The organism is Nonomuraea angiospora, from assembly GCF_014873145.1.
GTDB lineage: Bacteria > Actinomycetota > Actinomycetes > Streptosporangiales > Streptosporangiaceae > Nonomuraea > Nonomuraea angiospora.
This window is the reverse complement of record NZ_JADBEK010000001.1, coordinates 11,772,474-11,785,352: the sequence shown is the minus strand read 5'-3', so window position 1 is coordinate 11,785,352 and position 12,879 is coordinate 11,772,474. Positions and strand designations below refer to the sequence as shown.

Genomic DNA, 12,879 nt, shown 5'->3' with positions numbered 1-12,879 from the left:
CGCTAGTCGAGGGTGTACTCCTGGATCGAGTCGGCGAGCTGCACGCACAGCTCCTCGGCGTCGAGCCGCTTCTCGATCTGCTTCAGGTCCTCGATCTTGGCCCGGGTCTCGGCCCGCTTGGGCGCCAGCAGCGTGCAGCAGTCCTCGTCGGGCAGCTCGGAGATCTCCAGCGTGCCGATGCGCCGCGCCTCGGCCATGATCTCGGTCTTGTCCCAGCCCACCAGCGGCCGCAGGATCGGCAGCTCCACCGCCTGGTCCTGGGCGGTGATGTTGGCCAGGGTCTGGGAGGAGACCTGGCCGAGCGCGTCGCCGGTGACCAGCGCGGCGGCGTGGATACGGTGGGCGACCTCCTCGGCCGTCTTGAGCATGAGCCGCCGCTGCGCGATCACGGCCAGGCGGTCCTGGCCGGAGGTGCGGATCGACTGCTGCGCCTTGCCGAACGGCACCACCCACAGCCGTGACCTGCCCTGGAACCGGTCGAGCTTCTTGACCAGCGCGTAGGCCTTGTAGATCGACTCGGAGGTGGTGAACGGGATGCCGGAGAAGTGCAGGAAGTCGACGTGCAGCCCGCGCCGCATCATCCGGTATGCCGCCACCGGCGAGTCGATGCCGCCCGACATGAGCACCAGGGCCCGTCCGCTGCTGCCTACCGGCAGGCCGCCCTGGCCGGGGATGCCGCCGGTGAAGACGAACACCTCGTCCCTGTCGACCTCGATGGAGACCGTCAGCTCGGGGTTCTTCAGGTCGACCGGCAGGCCGTACTCGTCGTTGATCGCGCCGCCCACGAGGCGGTCGAGCTCGTTGGAGCGCAGGGGGAAGCGCTTGTCGCGGCGGCGGGAGCGGACGGCGAAGCGGGCGCCCCGCTTGGCCTCCTCGGTCTCGCCGACCAGCTCGAGGCCGGCCTTGAGCACGGCGTCGGGGTCCTTGGCCACGCGCCAGGCCCGGTGGATCCAGACCAGCCCGGGAACGTCGGCGACCCGCTGGGCCACGGCCTCCGCCTGCTCGGCGGTGGCGCCCTGGGGCAGGAAGATCGCGATCACGCCATGCCGCTTGCGCACGTCGAGCTTGAGGTCGAGCGACTGGAGCGCGTCACGGATGTTGCTGATCAGGCGGCGTTCGAACAGCTCGCGGTTCTTGCCTTTCAGGACGATCTCGCCCAGCTTGAGCAGAACGCATGGCTCGCCCAGGGCGGACATCGTCATGGTGGAACCTCCGGGAAGACGGGGAAGGGCACGCGTCGAAGGCAACGCCGCGCGCCATCGAGTTTAGTCCGCGTCCAGCCCGTGCTCGATCGCATATCGGACCAGCTCCACCCGGCTGTGGAGCTGGAGCTTGCGCAGCGCGTTCTGGACGTGGTTCTGCACCGTGCGGTGGGAGAGCACGAGGCGCTCGGCGATCTGCCGGTAGGACAGGCCCTTGGCGACCAGCCTGAGCACCTCGGTCTCGCGCTCGGTCAGCCGCGGCCCCTCGGCAGGGGCCGGCTGCGCGGCCAGCCGCCGGTATTCGCCGAGCACGAGCCCGGCCAGGCCCGGGGTGAACACGGCGTCGCCGTCGGCGGTGCGGCGTACCGCGTCGAGGAACTCCTCCCGGCTGGCCGATTTCACCAAATATCCGGACGCGCCGGCCTTGACCGCCTCCAGGACGTCGTCCTGCTCGGCGCTGGCCGACAACACCAGCACCCTGGGCGGCGGCTCCACCGCGGCCAGCCTGGCGGCCACCTCCGCGCCCGACATATCCGGTAACCGCAGATCGAGCACCACAACGTCCGGCCGTGCCGCCCCGGCCGCCCGTACCGCCTGCCGCCCCTCCCCCACAGTGGCGACGACCTCGTATCCGGCCTCGGTGAGATCCCTGGCGACGCCGTCACGCCACATCGGATGGTCGTCCACCACCATCACCCGCACCATGCCGCAACTCTAACCGCGCGTGCCGGCCCCGCCCCGCGGCCGCGGCGGCCCCGGGACGGGCACGCTGATCTCGACTTCCGTTCCCTCCCCGATGCGGCCGGCGAAGGCGACCGTGCCGCCGAGGCCGGCGATCCGGCCGCGGATGGACTGGGCGACGCCCAGGCGGCCGGCCGCGGCGGCCTCAGCCAGGCGGCCCTCGGCGATGCCCGGGCCCTCGTCCCGCACCGTCACCGTGATCGCTCCGTCCGCCGACTCGGCGAAGATCCAGGCGCGGGCGCCGGGCCCGCAGTGGTCCCGTACGTTGTCCAGCGCCGCGCGGACGGCGGCCGCCGTCTCCTCGGCCACCGGCGCCGGCAGGATCATCGGCGTGGCCGGCGTGGCGACCGTCACCTGGGGCGAGGCGTGCGCCAGCAGGAGGGTACGCAGGTCGGCGGACCCCGCGGGCACGGGGGCGGAGGCGGGGGCGACGAGCCGGCGCAGCACGGCCTCCTGCTCGCCGGCCAGCCGCCCCAGCTCCGCCGCCTCGCCGCCGATCTGCCGGCCGCGCCGCTGAACCAGGGCCAGAACTTGCAGCACCGAGTCGTGGATGTCACGGGCCAGCCGCTCGCGCTCGCGCTGGGCGGCCTCCATCTCGATGGCCCGCTGCATGCGCTCCCCGGCCTGCCTGGCCAGCCGGGCCACGTGGCCGACCACGACGCCCGCCAGGAAGAGCAGGACCGCGCCGTTGATCAGGACGGGCGCCTGGCCGGTGCGGACGCGCAGCCACAGGTCGCCCGCCGCGACGACGGCCGCCGCCACCGCGCCCAGCCGCCTGCCCCCGTGCACGGCCCAGGCCAGCACGGGAGCGGCGATCCACGTCGCGGGCACGGGCATGGTGCCCTCCGCGCCTTGCCCCGCGCCCTCGACATACGGCGAGACCAGCAGGCAGGCCAGGGCGACCAGCAGGTCGATCGCCAGCAGCGGCCACCGGCGCGCCGGCTCGGCCGCGTAGGCGAACGTCGCCACCGCCGTCCACAGCGCCATCACCCCGATCACCAGCCAGCCGAGCACGGGCTGCTCGTAGCCGCGGTGCTGGGCCATCAGGGCGGCCGCGTACACGAGCGACGCCACCCGGAAGACCGCGATCGCGCGCCAGAACGGGCCTTCGATAGCCATGAGCCCTTCTCATGTTCCGACAGGGAGGTTGACAGATAGTGGTGGTATCCATGCGAATGGGACATCCCGGATGGCACAATCCGGGGACCCCTAATTACCAAGGAACCGATAGATGACCTCCGCAGTGAATCATTTCACCTACGGCCTGCTGACTCCTGTGCTCGCCTACGTGATGTCCTGCATCGGATCGATGCTCGGACTACGGCTCACCGCTCAGGCACACGCCTCTCGGGGCGGTGCCCGGCTGCGCTGGCTGCTGGGCGGGGCCATCTCGATCGGCGGCACCGGCATCTGGGTCATGCACTTCATCGCCATGATGGGCTTCCAGGTGGAGGGCACCCAGATCAAGTACGACGTGTGGCTCACCGCCGCCTCCGCGGTGGTGGCCATCGTGGTGGTGGGCACCGGCCTGCTGCTGGTCTCGTACGGCCGCGGCCGGGTCCTGGCGCTCCTCGGCGGCGGCCTGCTCACCGGCCTGGGCGTGGCCTCCATGCACTACCTGGGCATGTACGCGATGAACATGTCCGCCCACGTCTCCTATGACCGCCTCACCGTGGCCGCCTCCGTGGTCATCGCCGTCGTGGCCGCGACGGTGGCGCTGTGGTTCACCCTGCGGGTCAAGAAGCCCATCTGGATCACCCTCGCCGCCCTGGTCATGGGCGTGGCGGTCTCGGGCATGCACTACACCGGCATCTACGCGATGCACGTCACGGTCGACCCCGAGCCCGGCGTGGTCTCGGGCGCCGACGCGCTCGACTTCCTCGTGCCCCTCATGACCGTGATCAGCCTGATCACGCTGACCATGCTGCTCATGGTGATCCTGTCGCCCTCGGAGGAGGAGCTGCACGAGGACGCCGAGCTGGTCGCCAAGCTGGAGCTGCGCCGGCGTACCGCCCAGCAGGAGCAGCAGCTCACCTACCCCGCGCCGCCGCCGCCGATGCCGATGCCGCGGCCGCGCCGCCAGGCCATGCAGGGCCGCAGAAGATAGTTGCGCGGGGCGCAACTCCCTGTTCATACTCCCTTATCGGTGCGTAAGGGGTTGGGGTGGGGGTTCGTGTCGCCGATCGATCATTTCTCCTTTGGGCTGTTAACGCCCGCGCTCGCGTACGTCATGTCCAGCGTGGGCTCCATGCTGGGCCTGCTGCTGACCTCGAGAGCCCGCCTGTCCAGCGGGCGCGAGAGCAAGTTCTGGCTGGTGGGCGCCGCTTTCGCGATCGGCGGCACCGGCATCTGGACGATGCACTTCCTCGCCATGCTCGGCTTCTCCGTGACCGGCTCGGTGATCCGCTACGACGTGCCGCTCACCGCCCTGTCCGCGCTCATCGCGGTCGTCGTCGTGGGGATGGGCCTGTTCCTGGTCTCCTACGGCGGCGAGCGGCTGACCTACCTGCTCGGCGGCGGCGTCCTGACCGGCTGCGGCGTGGCCGGCATGCACTACCTCGGCATGTACGCGATGAACATGTCGGCCATGGTCTCCTACGACCCGCTGGTCGTCTCCCTGTCCGTCCTGATCGCGGTGGCGGCGGCGACGGTGGCGCTCTGGTTCACGGTCCGCGTCAGCGGCGCCCTCAGGATCGGCGGCGCCGCGCTGGTCATGGGCGTGGCGGTCTCGGGCATGCACTACACGGGGATGTACTCGATGTCGGTGGACCTGCACTCCGACATGGTGCCCGTGCCCGGCGTCAAGGCCGTCGACCTGCTGCTGCCGCTGATCGTCGGCATCAGCGTGATCACCGTCGGGCTGCTGCTCGCCGTCCTCCTCTCCCCCTCGGAGAAGGAGCTGCGCAGCGAGGCGGAATACCGGGATCGGCTGCGCGGGAACGACGAGGGCGCGCCGGAAGTGGATCTCTTCGGCACGCCCCGCGGTTGAGCTATCTCTTGGGTACGGCTTGCGACGCGTGGTGGGCCGCCGACTCGCCGCGGCGCAAGCCGTACCCTGAGGCGAGGTTTTCCGACCCCGCTGGTTCAGAAGGTACGGCCGCGCGCTTGCAAGCGGCTTTCACTCAGCCGAAGAACACCTCCGCCTCGGAGTAGCGCGAGGCGGGCACGGTCTTCAGCTCGGCCGTGGCCTCGTCGAGCCCGACGCGGACGATCTCGGTGCCGCGCAGGGCGACCATCTTGCCGTAGTCGCCCTCGTGGGCCGCGTCGATGGCCTGCAGCCCGAACCTGGTGGCCAGCACCCGGTCGTAGGCCGTCGGGGTGCCGCCGCGCTGGATGTGGCCGAGCACCGTGGTGCGGGCCTCCTTACCGGTGCGCTTCTCGATCTCCTTGGCCAGCATCTCGCCGATGCCGCCCAGCCGTACGTGCCCGAACGCGTCGAGCTCGCCCGTCTGCAGCTCCATCTGGCCCTCGATCGGGTGGGCGCCCTCGGCGACCACGATGATCGGCGAGTAGCGGGTGCGGAAGCGGGACTCGACGTATTCGCAGACGCGGTCGATGTCGAACGGGCGCTCCGGGATGAGGATGACGTTCGCGCCGCCCGCCATGCCCGCGTGCAGCGCGATCCAGCCCGCGTGGCGGCCCATGACCTCGCAGATGAGGGCCCGGTGGTGGGACTCGGCGGTGGTGTGGAGGCGGTCGATGGCCTCGGTCGCGATGTTGACGGCGGTGTCGAAGCCGAAGGTGTAGTCGGTGCCCGACAGGTCGTTGTCGATGGTCTTGGGCACGCCCACCACGTTGACGTGGCGGTCGTAGAGCTGCTTGGCGACGCCCAGCGTGTCTTCGCCGCCGATGGCGATCAAGGCGTCGACGCCGGTGGCGGCGAGGTTCTCCTTGATCCGGTCGACCCCGCCCTCAATTTTGATGGGGTTGGTGCGGGAAGAACCCAGTATCGTTCCGCCGCGCGGCAGGATGCCCCGCACGGCCTGGATGTCGAGCGGCATCGTGTCGCCTTCAAGGGGGCCGCGCCAGCCGTCACGGAATCCGACGAACTCGTGACCGTAGACGCTCACCCCCTTACGCACTACTGCCCTGATCACGGCGTTGAGGCCGGGGCAGTCGCCGCCCCCGGTCAGCACTCCAATACGCATGGCGGGTTCCTCCCGATGGGGGTCACCTTGATGTCAGACTCGCATTCTGCCCGTCGTCGCGGGCAGTGGTCTAGACCAAACGCCAGCCTGCCCAGATTGCGGGGATATTTCGTGAGTGTGTTGGCCATTGACGCCGGGACGACGGGCGTGACTGCTCTCGTAGTCACAGAAAACGGACAAATCGAGTCCAAGGGCTACGAGGAGTTCGCACAGCACTTTCCTTCCCCCGGATGGGTGGAGCACAATCCCGAAGACATCTGGCAGGCCACGCTCTCCGCGTGCGGCACCGCGCTGAGCGGAGCCTCCGTCTCCCCGTCCTGCGTCGGCATCACCAACCAGCGCGAGACCGCCGTGCTGTGGGACCGGCACACACTGGCGGCGCCGTGCCGGGCCATCGTGTGGCAGGACCGGCGCACGGCCGGGATCTGCGACCGGCTGCGCGAGGCGGGCCACGAGCCGCGCGTGTCGGAGCTGACCGGGCTGCGGCTCGACCCGTACTTCACCGCGACGAAGCTGACGTGGCTCGCCGAGCACGACGAGAGCACGTGGGCGGGCATCCGGTCCGGGAACATCGCCGTCGGGACGGTCGACTCCTACCTCATCGCCAGGCTCACGGCGGGCGCGCGGCACGTGACCGACCCGTCCAACGCCTCGCGCACCCTCCTGTACGGCCTCGCCTCCGGCGGCTGGGAGCCGGAGCTGTGCGAGCTGTTCGGGGTGCCCATGGAGGCCCTGCCCGAGATCGTGCCCAACTACGGGCCGCTGGGGCTCACGGAGCCGGCCGCCTTCCTCGGGCTGGAGCTGCCGATCAGCGGGGTGGCCGGCGACCAGCAGGCGGCGCTGTTCGGGCAGACGTGCTTCGACGTGGGGGACGTCAAGTGCACCTACGGCACGGGCTCGTTCGTGCTGGCCAACCTCGGCGGGGAGATCGTCCGTTCCGACAAGGGGCTGCTGACCACCGTGGCCTGGCAGACGCCGGCGGGCGAGCGCACGTTCGCGCTGGAGGGGTCGATCTTCGTGACCGGGGCCGCCGTGCAGTGGCTGCGCGACGGGCTGGGGCTGATCGGCACGGCGCCGGAGTCCGAGGCCGTGGCGCGCACGGTGCCCGACAGCGGGGGCGTGGTGTTCGTCCCGGCTCTGACGGGGCTCGGGGCGCCGCACTGGGACCCCGGCGCGCGCGGGCTGATCACCGGCATCACGCGGGGCACGACGCGGGCACACCTGGTCAGGGCCACGCTGGAGGCGATCGCGTTCGAGGTGCGGGACGTGGTGGAGGTGATGACCGGGGGCGCCGTACCGGTGCTCAAGGCCGACGGCGGGGCCAGCTCGAACGACCTGCTCATGCAGCTCCAGGCCGACCAGCTCGGGGCGGCGGTGGAGCGCCCGGTGATCCAGGAGACCACCGCCCTCGGCGCCGCCTTCCTGGCCGGGCTGGGAGCGGGCGTGTGGGGCTCGCGGACCGAGCTGCGCCACACGTGGCAGCTCGAACGCCGCTTCGAGCCCGGCCCGCGGGACGACGCCGCCTACGAGCGCTGGCGGGCCGCCGTCGAGCTGACCTCCCGGGAAGCGTCTGGCTCCCGGCGCTAGGACCACGGGTGCCGCCGGGCTCGCGGCGGAGCCGTCGACCCACTCGCCGTTGTGACTGCCAGCGATAACTGTCACTGAGTATCCATCGCGTACAGCCCTCCGGCACCCCCTTGCCCAGAGGTATCTGTCACTTCTTCCCGGGGGTATCCGTCACCTGCGCCAAGCTGCTTGCGGTAGTTGTCACCTTGAGCATCGCGCTAGATGATCTATTCCAAGAGGTCAGTGATCGTAGGCGATCAGTGAGCGTAGGACGGTTGGTCCGGTGGCGTCGTTGTGCCAGATCGCGGCGGTCAGCGCGTTCGTCTCCGCAGGCACCCCTTGGACCACATCACCAGGAGGAACCAGTGTCATACCCGCAACAGCTCACCCCCGAGGAGAAACTCGCCGACGCGAAGAAGCAGCTGAGCCTCCCGCGTATCGTCGTGATCTGCGGCTCCACCCGCTTCATGACCGAGATGACCGAGGCCGATCTGCGGGAGACCAAAGCCGGGAAGATTGTCGTCAAGCCGGGTTGCGACATGAAGTCGCCGCACGAACTTTGGTCCGATCCTGTCGAGGCCGAGGCGCTGAAGGTTCGACTCGACGATCTGCACCTCGCGAAGATCCGGCTCGCTGATGAGGTGTTCGTAGTCGGCGACTACATCGGAGACAGCACCCGAGCCGAAATCGCCTACGCCCGGTCGCTGGGCAAGCCCGTGCGGTTTACGCACCCCGAAGTCGACCCCGACGCCTGACCGCCCACCCCCACACCCTCGGCAGGCACCCCTTGGAATTGATCATCTAGGACACAGAAGTGTTGCTCTGCGTATATAGAGCTGCACATAACGCGATTCCTACCGTGGTGCGATGGTGCCGCTGGGACGGTGTGACACACGCGAGGTTCTCTCGCATTGCTGTGATCTCCTGGACCTGATCATCGGAGATCCCGGGGCGGTGTCCTGGGCCGAGCTGGGCTGGAGCATGAGCCCGGACTGGTCTCGGAGATGGACGACGTCGTGGCAGGTCAACAGCACAGAGGTGGTCTGCCCCGTCCGTGACATGACCTCGTTCGAGGTGCGCCGGGCCGAGCCGGCGCGCCGGTTCACCTGGCGGACAGGGCAACGACACCGGCCCGGGCTGGCCTACATGGTCAGTACGGGCCTGCAGGTGGGGTTCGAGAGTCTAGAGGAGGCCAAGCTCCTGCTGGCGCTGGACTTCCTGGGCGGGATCACCACGCTGTTGTGTCAGCCGTTCTGGTTGCACTTCGCCACGCCAGAGGGCCCTGCGAAGCATGCCCCGGATGTCCTGGCGGTCACGAGGTCGGGGACGTGGCTGATCGATGTGCGTCCCCAGGGCCGGATCGGTCCGGACGACCGGGTCAAGTTCGCCGCCACGGCGGAGGTCGCGTTGGCCTGTGGATGGCGGTATCTGGTGGTGGCCGGCTGGCGGCAGCAGGTGATGACGACGCTGGACGGTATTTCCTCCCAGCGCCGGTCGTCGTCTGATCCGTTGAAGCTGCGGCCGCTTCTGCTGGACAGGCTGCGGTCTGGGCCCTGCTCGTTCGGCACGCTGGTGGCCGGCACGGTCGCTTCGGCTGTCGCTCGCGCTCAGCTACTGCACCTGTTGTGGTGGCGGCGGGCAGGTGTTGACCTGGTCTGCCCGCTTACCGACGACTCGATCGTTTACCCCGCCGAGGAGGCCGGGCGATGAGTGCGGGATTACTGAACCTTGCGGTCGGCTCCGACGTGGAGATGCACGGCATGCGCTGGGTGGTCGACCAGCTCGAACCTCAGCACAGTCGGGTCGTGCTGATGAGCGAGAACGGGCTGCGGGAGCGCACGAACATCCGGTATCTGCTCACGCACGCCGGCTTCGGGCCCGAACCTGAGGCGGTGGGATCGCCGGCCCAGGGCAGCCGTCAGCCGGCCGTGCTCGACGATCTGACACCTCATCAGCAGGACCTGGTCGCCTTGCGGATGGCGCACCTGCTCGAGGTCGAAACCGGGTTTCGCGGCGGCGATCCCACCCGCCCCGGCCCGGGTGAGCCGAAGCCGGCCTACGATCCGGCGGCCACCACGCTCACCCAGCGGCGCCACGCGAAGGTCGCCGAGCTGCGCGCGCTCGATCGTGAGCACGCCCGGCTGCTGGCCTTGCACAAGGTCGGCTACCGGACGTTGATCAGGTGGGAGGTCCGCAAGCGGCGTCTGGGCGCGCTGGGTTGCGCGGACGGCCGGTGGCTGCGGCCGGGAGGCGGTCATCCCAGCGTCAGCGATCTGGTCTTGGAAGCGATCTATGAGGTTCGGCAGGAGTCGCTGCGGCGCTCGCGGATGAGCATGGCCTCGCGCGAGGTGCTGCTGCGCCAGCTGGTCCTGGAGAAGCACGGCCCGCAGATTCCGGTGCCCGCCCGGGAGACGCTGCGGCTGGTCTGGAAGGAGCTGTTTGGGCCCGGCGGGGCGCGTCAGCGCTATGCCGCCTCCTCACTCAAGGCATCCGGGCAGCACGTGGTCGTGCACCGGCCGGGGCAGGTGGTGGTCCTGGACACCACGATCTTGCCGGTGAAGGTGCTGGACGGCGTGTTCGGCGAACCGGTGTCGGTGCATCTGACCACGGGTCTGGACGCCTACACGCATTCGGCGGTGGCGTTCCGGCTGACGCTGGTCTCCGACTCCTCGATCGATGTCGCGATGTTGCTGCGCGACATGATGATGCCTCTGCCGCTGCGGGAGGATTGGGGCGAGGAGCTGGAGTGGCCCTATCCGGGGTTGCCGGCCACGGTGGTGGCGGAGTTCGCCGGGCACAAGGTGGCCGCGCTGCCGTTCTTCACGCCGGAGACGGTGACCACTGATCACGGGTCGGTCTATCGCAACCACCACTTGGTGGAGGTCCAGCGTGTGATCGGGACGAACATCCTGCCGTCGAGGGTGCTGCGGCCGACGGACAAGCAGGCCATCGAGCGGGCCTTCGGCGCGTTCCGGTCGCTGCTGTTCGAGCGGCTGCTCGGTTACACCGGCGTCGACGTCGCCGACCGCGGATCCGATCCCGAAGGGGACGCGGTGCTGACCATCGAGCAGATGGAACACGAGATCGCCACCTGGATCGTGAAGGTCTGGCAGAACCGCAAACTCGGCGGTCACGCCCCCGCGTGGGGGCCGGGCGAGGAGCACAGCCCCAACAGCCTGATGGCGGTGGCCATGGGCCAGGGCGGGTTCGCGATGCAGATCCCCGCCCCGGAGTTGTTCTTCGAGCTGCTGCCCATCACTTACGTCCGGCGCATCGACCCGGGGCGCGGGGTGAAGGTCCGCGGCCTGTTCTATGACGATCCAGCCCTGGACGACTTCCGCAACCAGCCCTCTGCCAGGGGCGGCCGGCACAAGCGCGGCTGGGTGATCCGCCGTGATCCTCGCGATCGGCGCTACACCTTCTTCCAAGATCCACGCACCGAGGAGTGGCACACGCTGCGGTGGACCGGGCTGCCACCGGAGGGGGAGGTGCCCTGCTTCGGCGACGCCCGGGTCACCGAGCTGCTGCGGGAGGCCAAACGGGCAGGGCTGGCCCCCCGGTCCGACGCCGAGTTGCTGCCGGTGCTGCTGGAACTCATCGGCGGCCTCATCCCGGTGGCCTCCTGGCCGACGCAGATGCCGAAGAAGAAGCGGGCCGAGCACGCGCGCGAAGCCTTGCAAGGACAGGCCGCAGCCGCGGACCGGCCCCCGGCCGCCGCTGGTCAAGAGCGGCCGACGGAGAACACTGTGACGGCCCTGCCCGCCGCACCGCGTCCCGTTCAGGCAGTTCAGGCGGTCGATGCCGAACGGCGGCGTCGACGGGAGGCCACAACAGCCGAGAAGCCGAACCTGCCCGGCCGCCTGGGAGACAGCTACCGGCGGGGCAATCTGTTCCTGCTTCCCGCCGCCGACGAGACGGAGGATCCGGAGGGCGATGAGCATGATCCAGCCTGAGCCTGCCGGTCAGCCGGTCAGCCCGTTCGTGCTCCCGGTGACGCAGCCGCCGGACCGCGAGACCCTCGCGGGCTGGCAGCGTTATCGGCTCACCCGGGCGTCGTTTCAGCCAGCGCCGCGGCTGACGCTGGCCGACTATCGCCGGTTGAGCCCGCGCCGCAAGGCGCTGCATGACTTGCACCGCACTGCCACGCACGTCAATCTGCCGCTGCTGGAGACGCCGATGAGCGCGGCCGTTGACCGGCTGATGCGCTTTCGGATGCAGAACAACGCGTTGAAGACCAAGGCGAGCACGCAGTCCGGCCTGATGGTCTCCGGCGGCGGGTTCCAGGGCAAGACGGAGACGGTCTGCGATTGCGCGGCCGCCTTCGAGGACTTCCTGCGCGATCTGCATCAGGAGCTCAACCCTGATGCCGTCGCGGGGACCCGTGATCTGCACGCGCCCGTCGCCTACGTGCAGACGCCGGTGACGGCCAAGCCCAAGAGCGTCTGCGAGGCCATCCTCGACTTCTTCGGCGCTCCGATCGCTCGGGGCGCGACCCTGCCCCAGCTCTGCCGGCTGGTCCGCGCGTCACTTCGCGATCACGGCACGCGCGTCCTGATCCTGGACGATGTGACCCGGTTGAAGATGCACCGCGAGGCCGATCAGGACGCGCTGGACCTGATGCGCGGGCTGATGAGCATGAACGTCACACTCGTCCTGGTGGGTGTCGGCATCCGGCAATCCGGGCTGCTGACCGGCGGGCACTACGACGCGGCCTCCGGCCAATGGCGCTTCCTGCCCCGGAAAGACGGCAAGAGCTACTTCAACGACGAGGCGGGGACGCAGACCGACCGGCGCTTCGACCTGATCGACCTCGACCCGTTCCGCTACGACAGCCCGGCCAGGATCGCCGCCTGGACCAGCCACCTGGCCGGCCTCGAAGACTGCCTGCGCCTGTTCCACGCCGAGCCCGGCATGCTGACCACCGGCGACATGCCGGAATACCTGTTCCGCCGCACCCAGGGAGTCGTCGGCCTCCTGGAACGGCTCATCGAGGACGGATGCGCCGCCGCGATCGACAACGGCACCGAGAAGCTCACCGTCAGCCTCCTCGACGACATTCACATCGACCTGCGGGACGTCCCCGGACGCGACCCGCAAGCCGGAGAGATCCCCGAGGTCCCCCAGCCGCCCCGGCCTGCACCGGCATACAAGCGCGGCCGCAACACGGTCTTCGACGACCGTGGGCCGGCCAGCAGTTCCTCAGCGAGCTAAGACAGTGGACA

Annotated in this window: 11 protein-coding genes; 7 read left to right on the top strand and 4 right to left on the bottom strand. The window is 69.7% G+C overall.

The annotated features are described in order from the left end of the window. Window positions 1-2: 2 nt before the first annotated feature. From thiI to macS, 3 genes are all read right to left on the bottom strand, one after another. The gene (gene thiI / locus H4W80_RS54065) at window positions 3-1,202 is read right to left on the bottom strand and encodes a tRNA uracil 4-sulfurtransferase ThiI (RefSeq protein WP_192792176.1); all 1,200 of its coding nucleotides are present in this window, start codon (window positions 1,200-1,202) and stop codon (window positions 3-5) included. A 63-nt stretch (window positions 1,203-1,265) separates the two neighbouring features. Further along, the gene (locus H4W80_RS54060; protein ID WP_192792175.1) at window positions 1,266-1,907 is read right to left on the bottom strand and encodes a response regulator; all 642 of its coding nucleotides are present in this window, start codon (window positions 1,905-1,907) and stop codon (window positions 1,266-1,268) included. Window positions 1,908-1,916: 9 nt separating this feature from the next. Then, window positions 1,917-3,062: a MacS family sensor histidine kinase gene (macS, locus tag H4W80_RS54055; RefSeq protein ID WP_192792174.1), complete on the bottom strand. Its 1,146-nt coding sequence runs from the start codon at window positions 3,060-3,062 to the stop codon at window positions 1,917-1,919. Between the two features lie 112 nt (window positions 3,063-3,174). Here macS and H4W80_RS54050 point away from each other — a divergent pair, with 112 nt between their 5' ends. After that, entirely contained in the window at window positions 3,175-4,050 is an 876-nt protein-coding gene (locus tag H4W80_RS54050) for an MHYT domain-containing protein (protein ID WP_225964193.1), read from the top strand. 123 nt (window positions 4,051-4,173) lie between these two features. Then, window positions 4,174-4,932 (top strand): MHYT domain-containing protein, encoded by a 759-nt coding sequence (locus H4W80_RS54045; protein WP_225966277.1) that lies wholly within the window; start codon window positions 4,174-4,176, stop codon window positions 4,930-4,932. A 133-nt stretch (window positions 4,933-5,065) separates the two neighbouring features. Here H4W80_RS54045 and H4W80_RS54040 read toward each other — a convergent pair whose 3' ends face one another. Continuing rightward, window positions 5,066-6,091, bottom strand: coding sequence for a 6-phosphofructokinase (locus tag H4W80_RS54040; RefSeq protein WP_192792172.1), 1,026 nt, complete (start codon window positions 6,089-6,091; stop codon window positions 5,066-5,068). A 111-nt stretch (window positions 6,092-6,202) separates the two neighbouring features. Here H4W80_RS54040 and H4W80_RS54035 point away from each other — a divergent pair, with 111 nt between their 5' ends. The 5 genes from H4W80_RS54035 to H4W80_RS54015 all read left to right on the top strand — a co-directional run bounded on the left by H4W80_RS54035 (window position 6,203) and on the right by H4W80_RS54015 (window position 12,868). Further along, the gene (locus H4W80_RS54035; RefSeq protein WP_192792171.1) at window positions 6,203-7,678 is read left to right on the top strand and encodes an FGGY family carbohydrate kinase; all 1,476 of its coding nucleotides are present in this window, start codon (window positions 6,203-6,205) and stop codon (window positions 7,676-7,678) included. 344 nt (window positions 7,679-8,022) lie between these two features. Beyond that, complete coding sequence (locus H4W80_RS54030; RefSeq protein ID WP_192792170.1) at window positions 8,023-8,412, top strand: hypothetical protein; 390 nt, start codon at window positions 8,023-8,025, stop codon at window positions 8,410-8,412. 304 nt (window positions 8,413-8,716) lie between these two features. After that, the gene (locus tag H4W80_RS54025; RefSeq protein ID WP_264086038.1) at window positions 8,717-9,367 is read left to right on the top strand and encodes a TnsA-like heteromeric transposase endonuclease subunit; all 651 of its coding nucleotides are present in this window, start codon (window positions 8,717-8,719) and stop codon (window positions 9,365-9,367) included. Between the two features lie 50 nt (window positions 9,368-9,417). Continuing rightward, the gene (locus tag H4W80_RS54020; RefSeq protein WP_225964191.1) at window positions 9,418-11,610 is read left to right on the top strand and encodes a transposase; all 2,193 of its coding nucleotides are present in this window, start codon (window positions 9,418-9,420) and stop codon (window positions 11,608-11,610) included. Beyond that, on the top strand, window positions 11,591-12,868 hold the full coding sequence (locus tag H4W80_RS54015; RefSeq protein ID WP_225964190.1) for an ATP-binding protein: 1,278 nt from the start codon (window positions 11,591-11,593) through the stop codon (window positions 12,866-12,868). Before H4W80_RS54020 ends, H4W80_RS54015 begins: the two co-directional genes overlap by 20 nt. Window positions 12,869-12,879: the final 11 nt, after the last annotated feature.

Coding starts and splice junctions, on each gene's coding strand:
- thiI (WP_192792176.1), bottom strand. CDS start 1,202: ATGACGATGTCCGCCCTGGGCGAGCCATGCGTTCTGCTCAAGCTGGGC.
- H4W80_RS54060 (WP_192792175.1), bottom strand. CDS start 1,907: ATGGTGCGGGTGATGGTGGTGGACGACCATCCGATGTGGCGTGACGGC.
- macS (WP_192792174.1), bottom strand. CDS start 3,062: ATGGCTATCGAAGGCCCGTTCTGGCGCGCGATCGCGGTCTTCCGGGTG.
- H4W80_RS54050 (WP_225964193.1), top strand. CDS start 3,175: ATGACCTCCGCAGTGAATCATTTCACCTACGGCCTGCTGACTCCTGTG.
- H4W80_RS54045 (WP_225966277.1), top strand. CDS start 4,174: ATGTCCAGCGTGGGCTCCATGCTGGGCCTGCTGCTGACCTCGAGAGCC.
- H4W80_RS54040 (WP_192792172.1), bottom strand. CDS start 6,091: ATGCGTATTGGAGTGCTGACCGGGGGCGGCGACTGCCCCGGCCTCAAC.
- H4W80_RS54025 (WP_264086038.1), top strand. CDS start 8,717: ATGACCTCGTTCGAGGTGCGCCGGGCCGAGCCGGCGCGCCGGTTCACC.
- H4W80_RS54020 (WP_225964191.1), top strand. CDS start 9,418: ATGCGCTGGGTGGTCGACCAGCTCGAACCTCAGCACAGTCGGGTCGTG.
- H4W80_RS54015 (WP_225964190.1), top strand. CDS start 11,591: ATGAGCATGATCCAGCCTGAGCCTGCCGGTCAGCCGGTCAGCCCGTTC.